This window comes from Azospirillum sp. UFLA03-27 (genome assembly GCF_059803775.1).
The window spans coordinates 1-20,243 of sequence record NZ_JAUQTX010000060.1 but is presented as its reverse complement, the minus strand read 5'-3'; the positions used below and the strand labels follow the sequence as shown (position 1 = coordinate 20,243).

General features: G+C 69.0%; 18 protein-coding genes. 4 read left to right on the top strand and 14 right to left on the bottom strand.

The annotated features are described in order from the left end of the window. Positions 1–49: 49 nt before the first annotated feature. A complete protein-coding gene (frc, locus tag Q4I23_RS11760) occupies positions 50–1,300 on the bottom strand; it encodes a formyl-CoA transferase (RefSeq protein ID WP_145678107.1) in 1,251 nt (416 codons plus the stop codon). Positions 1,301–1,383: 83 nt separating this feature from the next. Beyond that, positions 1,384–1,812, bottom strand: coding sequence for a PAS domain-containing protein (locus Q4I23_RS11755; protein WP_174439798.1), 429 nt, complete (start codon positions 1,810–1,812; stop codon positions 1,384–1,386). A gap of 452 nt (positions 1,813–2,264) precedes the next feature. Between Q4I23_RS11755 and Q4I23_RS11750 the strand changes: the two genes are divergently transcribed. Then, entirely contained in the window at positions 2,265–4,328 is a 2,064-nt protein-coding gene (locus Q4I23_RS11750) for a methyl-accepting chemotaxis protein (protein ID WP_498526366.1), read from the top strand. A gap of 51 nt (positions 4,329–4,379) precedes the next feature. Here Q4I23_RS11750 and Q4I23_RS11745 read toward each other — a convergent pair whose 3' ends face one another. The 8 genes from Q4I23_RS11745 to Q4I23_RS11710 all read right to left on the bottom strand — a co-directional run bounded on the left by Q4I23_RS11745 (position 4,380) and on the right by Q4I23_RS11710 (position 13,671). Next, complete coding sequence (locus Q4I23_RS11745; RefSeq protein ID WP_498526365.1) at positions 4,380–5,669, bottom strand: amidohydrolase family protein; 1,290 nt, start codon at positions 5,667–5,669, stop codon at positions 4,380–4,382. Next, positions 5,669–6,592 carry an ABC transporter permease gene (locus tag Q4I23_RS11740; RefSeq protein WP_145708446.1) on the bottom strand — a complete coding sequence of 308 codons (924 nt, stop codon included), beginning with the start codon at positions 6,590–6,592 and terminating at the stop codon, positions 5,669–5,671. The genes Q4I23_RS11745 and Q4I23_RS11740 overlap by 1 nt, the downstream gene beginning before the upstream one ends. Positions 6,593–6,597: 5 nt before the next feature. Further along, positions 6,598–7,647, bottom strand: coding sequence for an ABC transporter permease (locus Q4I23_RS11735; protein WP_498526364.1), 1,050 nt, complete (start codon positions 7,645–7,647; stop codon positions 6,598–6,600). Beyond that, on the bottom strand, positions 7,637–9,178 hold the full coding sequence (locus Q4I23_RS11730) for an ABC transporter ATP-binding protein (RefSeq protein WP_498526363.1): 1,542 nt from the start codon (positions 9,176–9,178) through the stop codon (positions 7,637–7,639). Before Q4I23_RS11730 ends, Q4I23_RS11735 begins: the two co-directional genes overlap by 11 nt. Positions 9,179–9,372: 194 nt before the next feature. Next, positions 9,373–10,377 carry a BMP family protein gene (locus tag Q4I23_RS11725; protein WP_454020687.1) on the bottom strand — a complete coding sequence of 335 codons (1,005 nt, stop codon included), beginning with the start codon at positions 10,375–10,377 and terminating at the stop codon, positions 9,373–9,375. A gap of 146 nt (positions 10,378–10,523) precedes the next feature. Next, positions 10,524–11,174, bottom strand: coding sequence for a uracil phosphoribosyltransferase (gene upp / locus Q4I23_RS11720; RefSeq protein WP_498526362.1), 651 nt, complete (start codon positions 11,172–11,174; stop codon positions 10,524–10,526). 29 nt (positions 11,175–11,203) lie between these two features. Then, positions 11,204–12,412, bottom strand: coding sequence for a DUF1688 family protein (locus Q4I23_RS11715; RefSeq protein ID WP_498526361.1), 1,209 nt, complete (start codon positions 12,410–12,412; stop codon positions 11,204–11,206). Next, on the bottom strand, positions 12,409–13,671 hold the full coding sequence (locus tag Q4I23_RS11710) for a GTP cyclohydrolase II (protein ID WP_498526360.1): 1,263 nt from the start codon (positions 13,669–13,671) through the stop codon (positions 12,409–12,411). The genes Q4I23_RS11715 and Q4I23_RS11710 overlap by 4 nt, the downstream gene beginning before the upstream one ends. 251 nt (positions 13,672–13,922) lie before the next feature. On the opposite strand from Q4I23_RS11710, the gene Q4I23_RS11705 reads away from it, so the two are divergent. Next, positions 13,923–14,273: a hypothetical protein gene (locus Q4I23_RS11705; RefSeq protein WP_454020683.1), complete on the top strand. Its 351-nt coding sequence runs from the start codon at positions 13,923–13,925 to the stop codon at positions 14,271–14,273. A 56-nt stretch (positions 14,274–14,329) separates the two neighbouring features. On the opposite strand, the gene Q4I23_RS11700 is transcribed toward Q4I23_RS11705, so the two are convergent. Further along, positions 14,330–14,740 carry a hypothetical protein gene (locus Q4I23_RS11700; RefSeq protein ID WP_498526359.1) on the bottom strand — a complete coding sequence of 137 codons (411 nt, stop codon included), beginning with the start codon at positions 14,738–14,740 and terminating at the stop codon, positions 14,330–14,332. Between the two features lie 390 nt (positions 14,741–15,130). Between Q4I23_RS11700 and Q4I23_RS11695 the strand changes: the two genes are divergently transcribed. Then, positions 15,131–17,182: a cellulase family glycosylhydrolase gene (locus tag Q4I23_RS11695; RefSeq protein WP_498526358.1), complete on the top strand. Its 2,052-nt coding sequence runs from the start codon at positions 15,131–15,133 to the stop codon at positions 17,180–17,182. A gap of 82 nt (positions 17,183–17,264) precedes the next feature. Here the strand turns inward: Q4I23_RS11695 and Q4I23_RS11690 are convergent, their stop codons facing one another. Together Q4I23_RS11690 and Q4I23_RS11685 are read right to left on the bottom strand one after the other, a co-directional pair. After that, positions 17,265–17,609, bottom strand: a complete 345-nt coding sequence (locus Q4I23_RS11690) for a hypothetical protein (RefSeq protein WP_454020680.1) — start codon at positions 17,607–17,609, stop codon at positions 17,265–17,267. 138 nt (positions 17,610–17,747) lie between these two features. After that, entirely contained in the window at positions 17,748–18,158 is a 411-nt protein-coding gene (locus tag Q4I23_RS11685; protein WP_498526357.1) for a hypothetical protein, read from the bottom strand. 339 nt (positions 18,159–18,497) lie between these two features. On the opposite strand from Q4I23_RS11685, the gene Q4I23_RS11680 reads away from it, so the two are divergent. Beyond that, entirely contained in the window at positions 18,498–18,797 is a 300-nt protein-coding gene (locus Q4I23_RS11680) for a hypothetical protein (protein WP_498526356.1), read from the top strand. 60 nt (positions 18,798–18,857) lie between these two features. Here the strand turns inward: Q4I23_RS11680 and Q4I23_RS11675 are convergent, their stop codons facing one another. Continuing rightward, positions 18,858–19,736 carry a transglycosylase SLT domain-containing protein gene (locus Q4I23_RS11675; protein WP_454020678.1) on the bottom strand — a complete coding sequence of 293 codons (879 nt, stop codon included), beginning with the start codon at positions 19,734–19,736 and terminating at the stop codon, positions 18,858–18,860. Positions 19,737–20,243: the final 507 nt, after the last annotated feature.

Below are 20,243 nucleotides of genomic sequence, written 5' to 3'. Positions count from 1 at the left end.
TTCGGAGCGCCGTCTTCGCGAGGTGTGCCGTCAGACTGTCGGGAAACGATCAGACAACCTTGTTGGCGTGCAACTCGGCGATCTGCTCCTTGGTGTAGCCGAGGCTGGCCAGAACCTCGTCGGAGTGCTCACCGAGCAGCGGCGACCCGGTCACTTCGACGGTCATGTCGGAGAACTTGATCGGGCTGCCGACGGTCAGGTACTTGCCGCGCGCCTTGTGGTCGACCTCGACGATCGTGCCGCTCTTGCGGAGCGACGGGCACTCGGCGATTTCCTTCATGGTCAGCACCGGGGCGCACGGGATGTCGAACTTGCGCAGGATGTCGACCGCCTCGTACTTCGTCTTGTCGGCCAGCCAGCCCTCGATGAAGGCGAAGATGTCGAAGATCTTGTCCTGACGCGCCTGGGCGGTGTTGTAGGCCGGATCGTCGATCCACTCCGGCTTGCCGAGAGCCTTACAAATCGGCGCCCAGGCATGGCCCTGGATGGTGAAGTAGATGTAGGCGTTCGGGTCGGTCTCGGCGCCCTTGCACTTCAGCACCCAGCCCGGCTGGCCGCCGCCGCCGGCGTTGCCGCCACGCGGAACCACGTCGGAGAACTCGCCGTGCGGGTACTGGGGGTATTCCTCCAGGTAGCCGACGCGGTCGAGGCGCTGCTGGTCGCGCAGCTTGACGCGGCAGAGGTTGATGACCGAGTCCTGCATCGACACGGCGACCTTCTGGCCCTTGCCGGTCTTCGAACGGCCCATGAGGGCGGTCAGGATGCCGATGGCGAGGTGCATGCCGGTGTTGCTGTCACCGAGGGCGGCGGCGCTGACGGTCGGCGGGCCGTCCCAGAAACCGGTGGTCGAGGCCGCACCGCCGGCGCACTGGGCGACGTTCTCGTAGACCTTCAGGTCTTCGTAATGGTGGCCGTCGCTGAAGCCCTTCACCGAGGCGACGATCATGCCCGGGTTCAGCTCGTTGATGCGCTCCCAGGTGAAGCCCATGCGGTCGAGCGCGCCCGGACCGAAGTTCTCCACGAGGACGTCGGACTCCTTGATCAGCTTCTCAAGGATTTCCTTGCCCGCCGGGGTCTTGGTGTCCAGCGTCAGCGAGCGCTTGTTGCTGTTCAGCATCGTGAAGTAGAGCGCGTCCGCTTCGGGAATGTCACGGAGCTGGTTGCGGGTGACGTCGCCGGAACCCGGCCGCTCCACCTTGATGACGTCCGCGCCGTACCAGGCGAGAAGCTGCGTGCAGGCGGGGCCGGCCTGAACGTGGGTGAAGTCGATGATCTTGATTCCTTCGAGCGGCTTGCTCATGGCTCGTTTACTCCCTCTCACTTATTGCGATGCCGTTGTTGAGCACTGGACAACACGGACAAACTGGCGGGATGGGTTGTGGGTTACGGACTTGCGGACTCCAACTCCGACAGGCGTCGGCGGAGCTTGCGCTCCTCGGCCCAGCGGCTGCTCTCGTCGCGGATGATGGCGACGATTCCGGTCACCGTGCCGTCCGGCGCGGTCAGCAGGGCGACCGTGAAGGCTATGGACAGGGCATGCCCGTCCTTGTGCAGGGCCGGGACGCGCAGCACATCGCTGCCGTAGCGCGTCTGGCCCGTGCGCATGGTATTGGCGTAGCCGTCCCAATGGCGCTGGCGCTGGCGTTCCGGGATGATGATGTCGAGCGATTGCCCCAGCGCTTCGCCTTCCGCGAAGCCGAACATCCGCTCGGCCGCCGGATTCCACAGAGTGATGGCGCCCTGTGCGTCGGACACGACGATCGCGTCCCCGGCGGCCATGACCAGCTGTGCGAAATCGACTGTTGCGCTCATGAAAGCATTCGCTCCGACACCGGACCCGAAACCTTCGGGCACCGTCATGTTTTCTTCAAAACACGCCCGCGCCGTTGGTTTTGCACTTCGTTTCCGAAGCGCGATGGGATGTGAGATACCGTATACCAGATGCGAAATGCCTGGCAAGCTCTTTTGTGCGTTAGGCGAACTAATCGCCCTTCGGACCTTTCGCGGCAAATGCCGAAGAATGGGAGAGGGGGCGGCCCGATGCGCGCATCACGGTCCGATCCGGCACCAGGGGCACCGCCATGAAGCCTCCGGTATAAAACCGGCACCCGCCTCGTCCGCGGCGGATGGGGGGGGCGGCGGGCGCTCGCCACCGTTGAGCCGGCGGATGATCCGTAGCCGGCAGATATGGCCGTTCGGTTTTCGCTGTGCCAAGATGGCCGACCGCCCCTGATCCGGGGCGGCGGCACGGACAGGGTAGGGGCATGAAGGGGCGTTTCAGAACCAAGATCATCATCGGCATGACCGCTGTCCTGGCTGTGGGAGCGGCGGCGGTCACCTCCGTTTCCCTGTTCCTGTCGCGCGACGCCGCGGAGCGGGCGGTCACGACCCTGGTGGCCGAAACCGCCGACCATCACGGCGCGCGGGTGGCCGCCGACATCTCCGCCGCCCTGGCCGACGCCCGTTCCGCCGCCGCGCTGGTGGAGGTGGAGCGCTCCACCGGCACTCCGCGCCGCGAGACGGTCAACCGCTACCTCAACCGCCTGATGGCGGTCGGCCCGCTCTACGCCGGGGTGTGGGTGGACATGGCTGACGACGGGTTCGACGGGCGCGACCGCGAAGTCGCCGGGATGGACCGCGCCGGCGAGATCCTGGGGCTGCCCGGCACCGGGCGGATGAGCCTGCTGTGGCTGCCCGGCCCCAAGGCCGACGACAGCGAGGGCTATCCCTTCTCCGATGTGAAGGAGAAGGAGTATTACCGGGCCGCCGCCGCGGCCGGGAAGCCGGTTCTGACCGAACCCTATCTGGACGATCTGACCAAGACGCTGATGACCAGCGCCGCAGCGCCGGTGAAGGACGGCGACCGGGTGATCGGCGTCGCCGGCGTCGACCTGACGCTGAGCGGACTGACCGATCTGGTCCGCCGGGTGAAGCCCTACGGCGACGGCCACGCGGCGGTGCTCACCGGCGCCGGGGTCTATGTGGCCCATCCCGACGCCGGCCGCCTGTCCCATCCCGCCGACGACCTGCCGGAGGAGGCGCGCCGCGCCATCGCCGAGGGGCGGGCCTACGACGGCGTCGTCACGCTCGGCGGTGCCCCCTATTACCTGCGCCTGTCGCCGGTGCGCTTCACCGGAGCCGACGGCGCATGGTCGTTCCTGGTCGCCGCGCCGCAGGCCAGCGTGATGGCCGACGCCAACCGGCTGACCCTGCTGACCGTCCTGGTCGGGGTGGGCTGCATCCTGCTCGGCGGTCTGGTGGCGTGGCGGGTGGGCGACGGCATCGCCCGGCCGATCGCCGGGCTGACCGTCACCATGGACCGACTGGCCGCCGGCGATCTGGACGCCGCCATTCCCGGCGCCGACCGCAGCGACGAGGCGGGCGCCATGGCCCGTGCGGTCGGGGTGTTCAAGCAGGGGCTGGTCCAGGCCCGCGACCTGGGCCGCCAGCAGGAGGCGGAATGGCGCGCCAGGGAGGCGCGGACCGCCACCCTGCTCGACCTGCAGCGCGGGTTCGAGGAGCGGGCGGGCGGCCTGACCGGGGCGCTGGCCTCGGCCGCGCAGCAGCTCGAATCCACCGCCCGCGCCCTCACCGGCATCGCCGAGCAGGCACACGGCCGGTCGGAGCGGATGACGCTCTCCGCCCATTCCGCCGCGGACAACGTGCAGACCGCCGCCGCCGCGACCGAGGAGCTGTCGGCCTCGGTGGAGGAGATCGGGCAGCAGGTGGGCGAGTCCGCCCGCATCGCCGAGGCGGCGGTGGCCGACGTGAAGCGCGCCGACTCGGCGGTCGTCGTGCTGGCCGACAGCGCGGAGCGGATCGGCGCCGTCGTCGGCCTGATCAACGACATCGCCGGCCAGACCAACCTGCTGGCGCTCAACGCCACCATCGAGGCGGCCCGTGCGGGCGAGGCCGGAAAGGGCTTCGCGGTGGTCGCCGGAGAGGTCAAGAGCTTGGCCAACCAGACCGCCCGCGCGACCGAGGACATCGTCGGCCAGATCACGGGCATCCGCGACGCGACGGGCGAGGCGGTGGAGGCGGTGCGCAGCATCAGCCAGACCATCGCCCAGGTCAGCCGCATCGCGTCCGGCATCGCGGCGGCGGTGGACCAGCAGTCCGCCGCCACCCGCGACATCGCCCGAAGCGTCCTGCAGGCCGCCGACGGGGCCCGCGAGGTCAGCGGCGGCATGGGCGAGATCCGGGCCGGTGCGGGCGATACGGGCGCCGCCGCCGACCAACTCCTCGCCGCCGCCGCCGGGGTGGCCGGTCAGTCCAAGGAACTGGCCCGCGAAATCGACCGCTTCATCGCCGGGGTCCACAAGGCTTGATCCGCGGGTTCTTCCCTCTCCCCGGGTGGGAGAGGGAAGGATTGCGGGACGTTACCTCGCCTGTGCCGTGGGCAGGGTGAAGGACACCGACTCTGGGCGGCCCGGCAGGGAGAGCTGGGCCTCCACCGGGGCGCAGCGGCTGACGACGGCGCCGCGGCGCAGGACGAACAGGCGGGTGGCGCGGGTGCGGATCGCCTCCACCGGGTCGGCGGCCTGGAGCACCACCAGATCGGCGTGACAGCCCACCTCCAGCCCGTAGCCGTCGAGGTGCAGCAGCTTGGCCGGGGCCTCCGTCACCGCGCGGAAGCAGGCGAGCATCCCGTCATAGCCGGTCATCTGCCCGACATGCAGGCCCATGTGCGCGACCTCCAGCATGTCGCCGGAGCCGAGCGGGTACCAGGGGTCCATCACGCAGTCGTGGCCCAGCGCGACGGTCAGGCCGGCGCCCATCAGCTCCGGCACGCGGGTCATGCCGCGGCGCTTGGGGTAGCTGTCGTGGCGGCCCTGGAGCGTGATGTTGATGAGCGGGTTGGCGATGACGCCGAGGTTCGCCTCGACCATCAGCGGGATCAGCTTGGAGACATAGTAGTTGTCCATGGAATGCATGGAGGTGAGGTGCGAGCCGGTCACCCGGCCCTGCATCCCCAGCCGCTGCGTCTCGTAGGCCAGCGTCTCGACATGGCGGGACAGCGGGTCGTCGGATTCGTCGCAATGCATGTCGACCAGCAGCCCGCGCTCCGCCGCGATCTCGCAAAGGAGTTTCACGGAGGCCGCACCGTCGGCCATCGTCCGCTCGAAATGCGGGATGCCGCCGACCACGTCGACACCCATGTCGAGAGCGCGCTTCAGCAGGTCCACCGCGCCGGGTGCGCGCAGAACGCCGTCCTGCGGGAAGGCGACCAGCTGCAGGTCGAGGTAGGGGGCGACCCGCCGCTTGACCTCCAGCAGCGACTCCACGGCCAGCAGGCGCGGGTCGCAAATGTCCACATGGCTGCGGATCGCCAGCAGGCCGCGCGCCACCGCCCAGTCGCAATAGGCCAGCGCCCGCTCGACGATGGCGTCCTGGACGAGCTGCGGCTTCAGCTCGCCCCACAGCGCGATGCCCTCCAGCAGCGTGCCGGAGCGGTTGACCCGCGGCAGGCCGTAGCTGAGCGTGGAGTCCATGTGGAAGTGCGAATCGACGAAGGGCGGCGTGACCAGCCGGCCCGTGGCGTCGATCTCCTCCCCGGCCGGACCGGGCAGGTCCTTCTCCACGGCGGCGATGCGGCCCCCGCGGACGCCGATGTCCATGCCGGTGCGGCCGTCGGGCAGCGTGGCGCGGCGCAGGATCAGATCGAACATCAGCGTTCTCCTTTGCGGTACGGGATCATCAGCGCCCGCGGGTAGGAGGCGCGGCGCGCCACCAGCACCAGCGCCAGGATGCTCAACAGGTAGGGCATCATCAGGAACAGCTGGTAGGGCAGGACGCCCCCCGCCACCTGCTGAAGCCGCAGTTGCAGCGCGTCGAAGGCGGCGAACAGCACCGCGCCCAGCAACGCCTTGCCGGGCCGCCAGGAGGCGAAGACGACCAGCGCGATGCAGATCCAGCCGCGCCCGTTGACCATGTTGAAGAAGAAGGCGTTGAAGGCCGACAGGGTGAGGAAGGCCCCGGCCAGCGCCATCAGCGCGCTTCCCGCCACCACCGCGCCGATGCGCACCGCGGTGACGCTCAGGCCCTGGGCCTCCGCCGCCGCCGGATTCTCGCCGACCATGCGCACCGCCAGCCCGACCGGCGTGCGGTAGAGGACGTAGGCGACCACGGCGACGAGGATCAGCGCCATGTAGGTCATCGGCGTCTGCGCCAGCGCGCCGGGCAGGTCCAGCGGCTGGAACGGCTCGATGGTCGGCGGGGTGCTCGCCTGCGGCAGGACGAGGCGGTAGACGAAGTAGGACAGGCTGGTGCCGAGCAGCGTGACGCCGATGCCCGCCACATGCTGAGACAGGCCCAGCGGCACCGTCAGGGTGGCGTGCAGCAGCCCCATCAGCCCGCCGCACAGTGCCGCCACCAGCACGCCGGTCCACAGGTCGGCGCCCTGGTAGACGGCCATCCAGCCGGCCATGGCGCCCATCGTCATGATGCCCTCGATGCCGAGGTTCAGCACGCCCGCCCGCTCGCACAGAAGCTCGCCCAGCGTGCCGAGGATGTAGGGGGTGGCGATGCGCAGCACAGCCGTCCAGAAGGCGGCGGAAACCAGGATGTCGAGGATCGTTTGGAACAGCTCCATGGCGCTCACCCCCGCCGCAGCCGGTAGCGCGTCAGCAGCCCGGCGACCAGCATGCAGAGCAGGCTGGTGGCAACGAGCACGTCGGCGATGTAGTTGGGAACCGGCATGGCGCGGCTCATGGCGTCGGCGCCGACGAAGATGCCGGCGATGAACACCGCCGCCCCGACCACGCCCACCGGGTGAAGCTGCGCCAGCATGGCGACGACGATTCCGCTGTAGCCGAAGCCCGGCGACAGGTCGAGTGTCAGGTAGCCCTTCAGCCCGCAAACCTCGATCACGCCGGCCAGTCCTGCCAGCCCGCCGGACAGCAGGGCGGTGCGCAGCATGACGCGGGTCACCGGCATGCCGGCGAAGGCCGCGGCGCGCGGGTTGGCACCGACCGCCCGGTTCTCGTAGCCCCAGATGGTCCGGGTGTCGATCAGCCAGAGCAGGACCGACAGGCCGAGCGCGACCAGCAGGCCGGTGTGCAGCCGCGTGCGCTCGACCAGCTTGGGCAGCTCGGCCGCCTCGACGACGGGGGCGGACTGCGGCCAGCCCATGCCCATGGGGTCCTTCAGCGCGCCCTCCAGCAGCATGGAGACGAGCAGCAGGACGATGAAGTTCAGCAGCAGCGTGGTGACCACCTCGTCCACGCCGAAGCGCACCTTCAGCACGGCGGGGCCGAGCAGCGTGACACCACCGGCGGCGGCCCCGGCGATCATCACGGTCGGCAGCAGCAGCCAGGTCGGCAGGTCGAGCAGGCCGCCGCCCAGCACGACGGCGGCGAGCGCGCCCATGTAGAGCTGCCCCTCCGCCCCGATGTTCCACAGCTTGGCGCGGAAGGCGACCGCGGCGGCGAGGCCGGTGAGGATCAACGGGGTGGCGCGGGTCAGCGTCTCGGTCAGGGCGAAGCGGGAGCCGGCGGCCCCCTCCAGCAGCAGGCCGTAGGCGCGCAGCACCGGCGCGCCGGTCCAGGCGACCAGCAGCGCACAGAGCGCCAGCGCCGCCGCCACCGCCGCCACGGGCGCCAGCAGGCGGGCGGCCAGCGGGGTATGCTCTCGCGGTTCAAGCCGCATCGACGATCTCCGGCAAAATCTCCCAATGCCCGGCCATCAGCAGGCCGAGCTGGCGGACCGACACGCGGCCGTGGGGCAGAACGGGGGTGAGGCGCCCGTGATAGGCGACGGTGATGCCGTCGGCCAGCGCCAGGATCTCGTCCAGATCCTCGGAGATCACCAGCACCCCGGCCCCGGCGGCGCGGGCCTCCAGCAGCCGCCCATGGACGTAGGACACCGCGCCCACGTCCAGGCCGCGGGTGGGCTGGCTCGCCAGGATCAGGTCCGGACCGTGGGCCAGCGTGCGGCCGAGGATCAGCTTCTGCATGTTGCCGCCGGACAGCAGCTGCGTGCGGGCGTCCGGACCCGGACAGCGCACGTCGAACGCCTCGATGACCTCCTCGGCGTAGGCGCGGGCGGCCCCCCGGCGGATCAGGCCGAAGCGCTGGAAGGCCGGGTCGTGGTAGCGTTCGGCGATCAGGTTCTCCCACACCGCCATGGCCCCGACGAGGCCGGCGGCGTGCCGGTCCTCCGGGATGCGGGCGACGCCGCGCCGGACCATCTCCGCCGGGCTGGCGTTGCCGGCGGCTTCGCCCTTCAGCGTCATGGTGCCGGAGTCGGGGTGGGTCAGGCCGCTGACCAGCTCGGCCAGCGCGGTCTGCCCGTTGCCCGACACGCCGGCGATGCCGACGATCTGGCGGCGGCGCACCGTCAGGTCCACGCCGTCGAGCAGCGGGCGCCCGTGGCCGGAGGCGACGGTGACGCCGGACAGCGTCAGCACCAGCTCGCCCGGCTCCAGCGGGGTCGGGGTGGGCGGCTTCAGGGTGCGGCCGACCATCAGCTCGGCCAGCTCCTCGCGGTCGGTCTCGGCGGTCTTGCGGGTGGCGACGAGGCGCCCGCCGCGCAGGACGGCGACGGTGTCGCTGGCCGCGAAGACCTCGTTCATCTTGTGGCTGATGAAGACCACGGCCAGACCGTCGGCGGTCAGGCGGCGCAGGGTGTCGAACAGGCTGGCGGATTCCTGCGGAGTCAGCACCGCGGTCGGCTCGTCCAGGATCAGGACGCGGGCGTCGCGGTAGAGCGCCTTGAGGATCTCGGCCCGCTGCCGCTCGCCCACCGACAGGTCGCCGACCAGCGCGTCGGGCCGCACCTCCAGCCCGAAGCGGCGGGCGAGGTCGAGCAGCTTAGCCTTGGCGGCGGTGCGGTCGGAGCGCGGGCGCCACAGCGATTCCGTGCCCACGGCGATGTTGTCGAGCACCGACAGGTTGTCGGCGAGCGTGAAGTGCTGGTGGACCATGCCGATTCCGGCGGCCAGCGCCGCGCGGGGGGAGCCGGGGGGAAGCGGCTGACCGAACGCCTCGATGCTGCCCTCATCGGCCACGTAATGGCCGAACAGGATGTTCATCAGGGTCGTCTTGCCGGCGCCGTTCTCGCCCAGCAGGGCCAGCACCTCGCCCTTGTGCAGCGTCAGCGAAATGGAATCGTTGGCGACGAGCGGCCCGAACCGCTTCGTGATGCCGGAGAGGCGGAGGACGATGGGGGGTGATGTCATGGATGTCCGCGGGGTGCCGGGGAGGCAACAAGAAATTCCCTCTCCCCTCTGGGGAGAGGGTTAGGGTGAGGGGGTTGTGCGTGGCGGTACATCCGGCACAAACGCAACCCCCTCACCGGCCCTTCGGGCCACCCTCTCCCCAGAGGGGAGAGGGTTCGATGGCCTCCCTCACAGAAGGGAGAAGGAAATGTGGATCACATCGTCGACTTGGGCTCGTTGTCGTTCACCTTCACGGTGAACTTGCCGTCGAGGATCTCCTGCTCGCGGGCCTTCACCTTGGCCATCACGTCGGCGGGAACCTTGCCCTCGAAGGTGCCGAGCGGGGCGAGGCTGGAGCCCTTGTGGACCATCTGGCTGTAGGGGCCGTAATCCTCGGCCTTGTAATTGCCCGCCTTCACGGCGGCGATGGCGCGGTCGACCGACGGCTCCATGTGCCAGAGCGCGCTGGCGACCACGGTTTCCGGATACTGCGGCTGGGTGTTGATGACGTTGCCGATGGCCAGGACCTTGCGCTCCTTGGCGGCGTCGGACACGCCGAAGCGCTCGGCGTACATCACGTCGGCGCCGCGGTCGATCATCGCGAAGGCGGCTTCCTTGGCCTTCGGCGGGTCGAACCAGGAGCCGATGAAGCTGACCATGAACTTCACGTTCGGGTTCACCTCCTTGGCGCCCTCCATGAAGGCGTTCATCAGACGGTTCACCTCCGGGATCGGGTAGCCGCCGACCATGCCGATGACGTTCGACTTGGACACCGCACCCGCGATCATGCCGGTCAGATAGGCCGGCTCCTGGATGTAGTTGTCGAAGACCGAGAAGTTCGGCTCCTGCGGCTTGAAGCTGGAGCCCATGACGAAGGCGGTCTTGGGATAGTCCTTGGCGACGGCGCGGGCCGCGCGCTCGACGCCGAAGACCTCGCCGAAGACGAGCTGCTGGCCGCCCTCGGCGTACTGGCGCATCACGCGCTCATAGTCGGTGTTGGCGACCGACTCGGCCCAGACATACTCGATCTCGCCGCGGGCCTCGGCGGCCTTCAGGGCGGTGTGGATGCGGCTGACCCACTGCTGCTCGATCGGCACGGTGTAGATGCCGGCGACCTTGACCTTCGACTGGGCCCAGGCGGGCAGAGCCATCGCCGCGACGGCGACCGCCGCAGCACCGCACAGGACGGCGCGCCGCGCCACGCCGAATACGTTCCCCATGAAAACCCCCTCCGTCTGCTTTGCTGTTTCAGCTCAGAAATGCAGCAGAGGCGTTGCAACGGCAATGCCATTCCGTGCGCGTCAGCCCTGCTGCGGCTCTCACGGGTCGGCAGGGTGGCATGTGACCAAAAGGGCGGCAACGATTCTCAGCGGGTGCCGTAAAGCCGGTCGCCCGCGTCGCCCAGGCCGGGCAGGATGTAGCCGTTCTCGTCCAGCCGCTCGTCCACCGCGGCGGTGAAGACCGGCACGTCGGGGTGCGCGTCGTGGAAGGTGCGCAGGCCCTCCGGGGCGGCCACCAGCACCGCCAGCTTGATCGAGGCGGCACCCGCGTCCTTCAGCCGGTGCACCGCCGCGACCGCCGTGTGGCCGGTGGCGAGCATGGGGTCGACGAGGATGACCATCCGTTCCTCGATGTCCTCCGGCACCTTGAAGAAATACTCGACGGGGGTCAGCGTCTCCTGGTCGCGGTAGAGGCCGATGTGCCCGATGCGGGCCGACGGCAGCAGCGTGCGCATGCCGTCGAGCAACCCTTGCCCGGCCCGCAGGATGGAGACGAGGCACAGCTTCTTGCCAGTCAGCAGCGGCGCGTCGAAGCTGGCGAGCGGCGTTTCCACCGGGCGGTCCTCCAGGGGAAGGTCGCGCGTCAGCTCATAGCCCATCAGCTGCGACACCTCCCGCATCACCTCGTGGAACCGGGCGGTGGGGGTCTCCCGCCGCCGCAAAAGGGTCAGCTTGTGCTGGACCAGAGGGTGGTCGATGACCGTCAACGTCGGGATGGGCAGCGTCGGGTTGGGCATGGGCGACCCTTTGGGTGGTTGGCGTCACATCAGAAGACGGTTCCGTCGCTGCGGATGCGGATCGGCGGGCCTCCGCCGGGGCGGCGCTCGCGGGCGATCCGGCGTCCGGCGGTCCAGGTCCCGCCCTGGAGGACCTTGGCGAGCGGGAAGCTCTCCGCGGGCACGCCCAGCCGGGCGCGCACGTCGTCGGCGAGGCGGTCGAGCAGGGCCACGGTCAGGGCGCGCCACTCCACCACCGCCTCGTCCCCCACCTCCAACTCGTCGGTGAGGAGGCGCGGGTCCTTGGGCACCAGAACGCCGCTGTCCACCAGCAGCCCGCCGTTGCGGTATTCCGGCAGGCCGGTCAGCCGGTCCAGCCCGGTAACGGCGATGCCGGCGCCTTCCAGCGGCTCGACCAGCGAGTAGCTGAGCCATTGCGACAGCTTGTGGAAGGGGACGACGCCGACCGCCGAATGGGTCCAGCTGTCGCCGAGATTGACGCCGCCGCGCTCGATCCGGCCCGGCCAGATCGGCCCCAGCCCGCGCAGCACCGCGTCGAGGATGGCGGAGGCGGGAAGCATCCCGTCCACGGCCTGCACCTTCAGCGCGTCGTAGAGGGTGCCGACCCGCCCCGGCGTGCCGAACAGGTCGGGCGCGGCGGTCAGCGCGCTCCCCAGCCGGCGCAGCAGCGCCGCGCGCCCCTCCAGCCCGACCAGCGGGTTGTCCGGCCCGGCCTGGAAGCCGCGAGCGAGTGTTTCCCCGCTCATGGCGGCCAGGGCCGCCGCGTCGGCGCGCAGCGGGGCGTGGACCGGATCGTCGGCGAGGCCGCCGGAGCGGAACAGGTCGAAGCTGGCGATGGCCAGCCCTTCGGAGCGGGCCAGTTCCACCCCCGCCGCGTCGCGGTAGCGCCAGCGGTCGCCGGCCCCGGCGTCGAGCAGCACGCTGGTCACCGCGAGGTCGAAGCGGATGCGCGCGATCTCGTCGGCGTCCGCCCTCAGCCCGGCGGCAAGCGCCGCCCAGCGGTCCTCGCCCTCCACCACGAAGTGCCGCCAGCGGCTGTGGTAGGGAACATCCAGGTCCGGGTAGGACTCCCGCGTCACCGCGGCGACCAGGGCGGCGGCCTCGGCCAGCCGGTCCGGGCGAAACGCGAAATGGACGAGATCGCCGCGCTCGGCCTTCGCCAGGATCGCGTGGGCACGCTGGCGCACCGCGTCGGCGGAGAGCAGCCACCCCACATCATCGTCGCTGACGGCGCTCAATCGGTCAGCCCCCGGCCCTTGGCGACGGTCAGTTCCTCCGCGGTCGGCACGGCGGGGGTGAAGTAGCCGGCGGCCTTCTTGGCGTCCATCTCCACCTTGGCGTCGTCGGGGATCAGCTCGTCCGGGATCGGGATCTGCTCGACGATCTCGATCCCGGCGCGGCGGATGGCGTCGGACTTCATGTTGCTCATCGACACCATGCGGTCGATGCGGGTGACGCCCAGCCAGTGGAAGACGTCGGGCATCAGCTCCTGGAAGCGCATGTCCTGGACGCCGGCCACGCATTCCGTCCGCTCGAAATAGGCCTCCGCGCGGTCGCCGCCGGGCTGCCGCTTGCGCGCGTTGTAGACCAGGAACTTGGTCACCTCGCCGAGCGCGCGCCCCTCTTTGCGGTTGTAGATGACCAAGCCGGCGCCGTTCTCCTGGGCGGTGCGGATGCACTCCTCGACGCCGTGGGTCAGGTAGGGGCGGCAGGTGCAGATGTCGGAGCCGAAGACGTCCGACCCGTTGCACTCGTCATGGACCCGGCAGGCGATCTTGCGCGCCGGGTCGGTCAACGCCGCCACATCGCCCAGGATGTAGACGGTCAGCCCGTTGATCGGCGGCAGGAAGACCTTCAGGTCGGGGCGGGTCACCAGCTCCGGGAACATGCTGCCGGTGTGCTCGAACAGGCCGCGGCGCAGCGCGCTCTCGGTGATGCCGAAGCGCTTGGCGATGCCAGGCAGGAACCACACCGGCTCGATGGCGACCTTGGTCACGCGGGCGTCGCCGCTCGGCAGCAGGATCTGGCCGTCCGCCGCCAGCCGCCCGGCGCGCATGGCGTCCACCAGCTCCGGCATCTTGATGCGCGCCTTGGTCACCGCGATGGTCGGGCGCACGTCGACGCCGCGCGCCAGATGATCGCCGAAGGCCTCGCTGACCATGTGGCCGAAGGGGTCGATGGAGACGATCTTCTCCGGGGCGCCCCATTGCGGGTGCGGGCCGATCGGTTCCGCCGGGGCGGTGTTGGTCAGGTCCGGCACGTGATAGGCGCTGAGCTGCCCCGCCGCGATGGCGAGCGCCCGGTAGACCGCGTAGCTGCCGGCGTGGGCGCCAATGGAATTGCGCTGCGCTGGGTCGGAGAGCGAGGCGACGACCGGCCCGCGCTCCGCGGCGGTGGGGGCGCCCCAGTGGACCGGGGTGTAGCGCGGCTTGGCGCCGCCGGTCGGGTGCGAGGCGAGCACGATGTGACGTTGCGGCTGGTTGCGGCGGCTTTCCATACGGACGCTCCCGATGCCATTCACCATGCGACAGTGTGACACAGTTTTGGCGCCTGCGAACACCAAATCGAATGGCCGCAACCTCTGACGTTCGTTCGGTTTTCGACCCGCGCTTTCCGCCGGGGGGCACCACCTTCGGGGAATAAGGGGTGCCCGAAATTTGTCCCAGTGCGGATGATTGGAGCCAGAGCTTTGGCGCACGATCTGCTGTTAGGATCGGGCCAACCGATCGCAGAAAAAGGATGCAGGGAATGTCCGTCCACTCAGGCGCGGGCCATTCAGGCGAAGGTGGTTTCGGCAAGCGCGAGCCTGGCAAGCGCGCCTGGAGCGTGGCGCTGGGAAGCTTGGTGCTGACCGTGGCGCTGGCCGCTCCGGCCATGGCCGACGACCACAAGCATTGGCGCAAGCACAAGCACAAGCATCACCACCGCGGCCACGGCCCCGTGGTGATTTACGAGCCGCCCCCGCCGGTCGTGGTGATGCGCCGTCCGCCGCCCGTCTATTACGCCCCGGCCCCGCGCGTGGTCTACGCACCGCCGCCGCCGGTCTATTACGCGCCCGCCCCGGGCCTCAGCGTGCAGATGAACATCCCGCTGCGCTGAGTCTGCCGTCCTGCGGAAGGCGGCCCGCAACCGGGCGCGCCTTTACCGCAGGGCCTTCATCGCAGGACTCGGCAGGGGTCCACGATCAGCATGTCCACCGGTTCGTCCTCGCCCTTGGCGGGCATGTCCTCGTGCTTGGGGATCAGCAGGCAGCGCCCGTCCTGAAGCAGGACGGCCTTGACCCGGAACCACATCGTCTTCGGGTTGCTGCCGAAGGTGATTTCAAACGAATCTCCCGCCGCGATGCGCGTCGGCACCGGCACGTTGCCGTACTCGCGGCAGGTGTGGGTGAACACCCAGTTGCGGCACAATTTGAAAGTCGCCGACCCGTTGGTGGTCACCAGCGACACGCTCTGCCCCACGGCGGGGGCCGGGGACGCCTGAACCGGCGCGCCGGCAAGCGCGGTTGCCGAGGCCGTCGCCAAAGCCGCCGTCCAAAGCGCCGCCACCATCCTCATGCCCGTCATCATCCACCATCCGTCGTGACGCACAGTGTAGCACGCGCGGCTTCGCCCACGGGTTGACACTTCGGAAGAGCGGACTCCGTGCCGGCTCGCACCACGCTGTCCACATCGGGACGATCGGGGCATCCCGGATGTGAACGGGTTGGCCTTCCGCCTGTGACCAGACTGGGGCACGGGCGCCGAACGGTCCTGCGCGAGGGCGGCGGCGGTGCTCCCGGCGCGTCCCCGGCAAACCCAGAGCGGGCCTGCTGTTGCGTCGCCGCATCAGGCAAAGCCTGCGGCCGGCCGCTCCTATTTGCCACAAATGGTTAATTCATTTTAAAGGAATTGTTAGTATCTCGTTAACTATCTGGAGCCACGGTCTAGCCATCGAAACCGCAATGGAATAGACAAATGGCGACGACCTCCACTGGTTTGACCAAGTCCAAAATCGTCGTGAACGCCTATGGCACCTCTTCGGACGCTGTGAATCCTCACTTTCGTCTGATGATCGACGGCAAGGATGTTGGTCAGGCGTCGGTGGGCTCGGCCGAGCCGAAAGCCTATACATTCGACGTTGACGTTTCCTCTGGTCAGGCACACAAAGTCCAGGTTGTTTATGACAACGACGACGTGAACGCCGGGTCGAACCGCGACCTCGGCATCAAGTCCATCGTCATCAACGGCCACACGCTGAGCCCGACCGACGCGAGCTACGAGCGGCACGACGATGCCGGCGGGACCATGGCCGGCCAGGAAGGCCTGTGGTGGAACGGGTCGCTGAACTTCTCCACCCCGGCGTCGCTCTACGGTGCCACGCCCGATACGGCCACTTCCGGCAGCACCCCCGCCGCGCCGGAGGCTGACAGCGTCGCCACGGGCGGCACCGGCTCCTCGACCATCACCATCAACGCCCGCGGCACCGCCGCGGCGGGCCAGAACGCGCACTTCACGGTGCTGGCGGACGGCAAGACGATCGGCGAGGGCACGGCCGGCACGGAGTCGAAGAACTTTTCCTTCAAGACCGATCTGGCCGCCGATCAGGCGCACAAGGTCCAGGTCCAGTACGACAACGATGCCACGGTGAACGGCCAGGACCGCAACCTGCATGTCGGCAGCGTGACCATCAACGGCCACGAATACGCCCCGACCGACTCCGCGGTCAGCTACGACAGGGGTGCGCTCGACGGCAAGGACGTCATCAAGGGGCAGGCCGACCTGTGGTGGAACGGCGCGCTGGTGGTGGAGGCCGACAAGGGCCTGTTCACCTCCGGCTCCGCCTCCGCACCCTCCACGACTCCGAGCACGGCGCCGACCACGCCGACCGCCCCGGTGACCACCCCCTCCACCGACAGCGGCACCGGGTCCAGCGGCGGCTACCTGCACACCGAGGGCAGCCAGATCGTCGACAGCGCCGGCAACAACGTGAAGCTGACCGGCGTCAACTGGTTCGGCGCGGAGGGCTATGCCTTCGCCCCGCAGGGCTTGTGGCAGGACAGCTACAAGAACATCATGAACCAGATGCAGGATCAGGGCTTCAACACCATCCGCCTGCCCTGGTCGGACGCCATGCTGGACAACGGCCGCATGCCGACCGGCATCGACTATTCGAAGAACCCGGAGCTTCAGGGCAAGACCAGCCTCGAGGTGTTCGACAAGATCATCGACTACGCCGATCAGACCGGCATGAAGATCATCCTCGACCACCACCGCTCCGGCGACGGCGCTTCGGCCAACGAGAACGGGCTCTGGTACACCAGCCAGTACCCGGAATCGAAGATGACTGAGAATTGGAAGATGCTGGCCCAGCGCTACGCCGACAACCCGTCGGTCGTCGCCGCCGACCTGCACAACGAACCGCACGGCCAAGCCACCTGGGGCGACGGCAACCAGGCCACCGACTGGAAGGCCGCGGCGGAGCGCATCGGCAACGCCGTCCAGTCGGTCAACCCGAACTGGCTGCTGATCGTCGAGGGCGTCGAGAACTCGTCCGAGGGCACCTACTGGTGGGGCGGCAACCTGGACGGCGTGAAGACCAACCCGGTCGACTTCAACATCGACAACAAGCTGGTCTATTCCGTCCACGACTACCCGCCGTCGATGGCCGGCTTCGGCTGGTTCAACGACCCCAGCTATCCGAACAACATGAAGGACATCTGGACGGACGCCTGGGGCTGGATCGTCCAGAAAGACATCGCGCCGGTCCTGGTCGGCGAGTTCGGGACCAAGCTGGAGACCGGCCAGGACAAGCAGTGGCTCGACGCCATGGTCAAGTACATGGACGGCGACTACAACGGCGACGGCAAGTCCGATCTGGCGGCGGGCGACCAGGGCGTCAGCTTCACCTACTGGGCCTGGAGCCCCGGCTCGGGAGACACCGGCGGCATCATGACCGACGACTGGGCGGTGAACACGGCGAAGATGAACGCCATCGAGCCGGCCCTGTTCGACGGCACGATCGCCTGATCGTACGTTTCGTTCTTTGAAGGACAGGCTCGGCGCCGGACGATCTCCGGTGCCGGGCCTCTCCCGTTTTCAAGCGCCCCGCTTACGCTGAGGCCACTCCACGTGGGCGGAACAGCGCCTCCGCCTCGGCCCGCGGGTCGCGGAAGAGGGTAGCCGGCTGTCCCGGACGCCCGCCGCCGGCCAGGATGGCGACCGTCTCGGCCAGCCACAGATAAGGCCCGCTGCGCCCGGCTTCGGGAAGGCGGGACAGGTCGCGCAGGTAATTGCCGACCGCCTGGGTCAGCGCCTGCTCGCCCGTGGCGCCCTGCACCCGTCCGGCGGCGGCGGCGAAGCGGCGGCGCTCCTCCGCATCCGTTTTCACCCGTTCCTCCACGGCCTTCAGAAGCGCCGCCCGGGTGCGGGGACCGTTCAGCAGGTTCAGAGCCATCACGACCGGATCGACCGGCCTCGCGGGGCGCGAAGCGGAGTCCCCCACCGTACGCCGCGGCTCGGCCCCGCGGCGTGTCGAATGTCCGTTCTGCATGGAATGTCTGGCTTTCTTTCCCCGGAAGGGCCGAGCAGCCCTTCAGATGGTGTAGGTTCCCTCGAACAGGTCGCCGAGCGCGAGGCGCATCAGGGACCGGGTCCGGGTGACGCGCCGATGCTCGTCGCGCGCGGTGACCATATGACAACGCCGGCACAGCCACCGCCGTTCCATCGCCTTCTCGGCCGACCGTTCGATCGCCGCGGCGCGTCGGTATTGTCCGACGATGCTGCGCGAGGACCGGACCCCGGCATACTCGACCACGTCCGGCCAGGGGGCCGGGTCGCCTTCGTCGCTGAACCAGATCCCGTCGGGCGACAGCCAGCGGCCGTCCGGCAGGCAGCGCAACGTATGGCCGTGCGGACGCCCGCAATGCTCGCACCGCGGAGCGGCAGGGCTGGGGGCGATGGAACGGTCCTGATGTTCGGCGGGACGGTCGATGAGGCGGGCCATTCTGACCAGGGATGGTGGCTGCGAACAAAACCAAAACCGAATCTAGCGCATCGCACGGTCCGTGGGAATCCCCAACGATGGCCCGCCCGCGGTAATTCTTCGATCGCAGGTTATGACGAAAGCCATGTGCATCGCCGCCTCGGCACCTTGCGCGGGACCCGGTCGCCGCTTTTGCAAGCGGACGGGCTCGTGGGAGCATTTTGCCTCTGGTTCCCGTGCGCCACTGCCTATACGCTGTTAGACAAATCGGAGCTATAGGTCATGGAAAAGGTAACAGTGCCGCAAAATTCGGCCGCGTCCGTCCCCGACAATTCCACCGGCGGTGGTGTGAAACAGCGCGTGGACTTCGAACTGAATGGCGTTCGCATCGTCGCTTTCCTGGACAGCGATCAGCCCACCCAGCCCGGCGGTATCATGTGGCCGCAGGTTGCCGAATCCTACGCCGCGGAGCAGGGGATGGGCATGAGCGACGCCCGCTGGTACAGCGTGCAGCCCTACCGCTTCGCGAACGGGCGCCCCAACGTCAACGAATACCGCCCCAACGGCCAGACCTGGAAGTTCGAGACCAACCTGAACACGGCGGCTGAGATCGTCCGCCGCCTGGGCCTGGACCTCGACTCCCTGCCGCTCGACATCTGATCCCGCGTCCAGTTTGGTGATGCCGGGCGCTCACGCGCTTGTCATTGGAATACCGGGCGCTTACGCGCCCGGGGGCACCACGAAGCAGGCCATGCCCATGCCCGTCAGGCCGGCGCAGCTCTGCGCCGCGTCCTGTTGCGTCAGGCCGGTCAGCCGGGCGCGGTAGAGCGGCCCGTTCTGCGTATCCACGGTCTGCACCACCCGCTCCGTGCGGCTCAGCGTGCCCGGCATGGAGCGGCGCGCCCGGTCGATGATGCGAGCGCTGTCGTCGGGCGACCGGAAGGCGCCGAGCTGGACGGTCCAGCCGCCCGCGGCGGCGACCTTCACCGGCAGTGGCGTGGCCGCGATGACCGGCGGGGGCAGGGGAGCGACCGGCGGGGCCGGCACCGGAGTCACCGGCACCACCGGTGCCGGAGCGGCGGAAATGGGCGAGGGCTGCGTGGCGGGCAGGCTGGCGACCTCCACCGTGCCGCCGGTGGCGCCACCCTCCAGGCGTGGCGACACCGACGCGATGTAGCGCCGCGTCTCGCCGGGCAGGCGGCGGTTGCCGGCCAGATAGTCGGCGTAGCAGCCCGGTCCGCAATTGTAGGCGCCAAGGAAGCCCGGCGACCCGAACAGGTCATACATCTCCCTGAGATAGGCGGTGCCCGCCAGGATGTTGTCCCGTGGGTGGTAGGGGTCGGAGCCCAGCCCGTGCTTGCGGCGCATCTCCGAATAGGTCACCGGCATCACCTGCATCAGGCCCATGGCGCCGGCATGGCTGGTGATGGGACGCCCGTTCATCATGGTGCGTCCGCCGCTCTCCTGGCGGATGACCTCGCGAATCCACTGCTCCGGCATCCCGAAGCGGCGCGAGGCCTCCGCGATATGGGCGTCGATGTTGGTGTCGCGGGAGGATGATGACGGATCGCTGGCGCACGCCGCGAGAAGGCCGGACAAGAGGGCCGCCGTCAGAAGCGATTTTCTGAAACGCACAGTGCCGTCCACCTGTTGTGACGATCGATCGGATGACCGGTGGGTGACCGGGACGGCAAGATTGCACATTTCCCTCAAATCCTGAATGGCCCTGTCTGTGACCAATGGCTCATTGTGACGCTGGCGTTTCAGAAAAAATGCGGGTCGATGAAAAAAGCACTTGCCGGGCTTGGCCGAGCCGCCTATAACCCGGCTCCCACGACGCCGGGGCCGCTGAGAAGCGCGACGGCGGCAAGGGATCGGCAGAGATGCCGAAGACGAGACGAAGTAATGTCAGGCCAACGTGAAAACAAAGGCTTGACAGACCGCTTCGGATCTTCTAGACACAGCGCCCCGACGCGCCGCACCGAACTCCGGTGGCGCAGCGCGGGAGGGGCAGCGGTCCTTGATGAGGGCCGCGGGATCTTGGAAATCGTTGATACCGTGTTGTGAGAAGGGATGCGCAGGCGGCGGTTTTGACCGTTGGCCGCG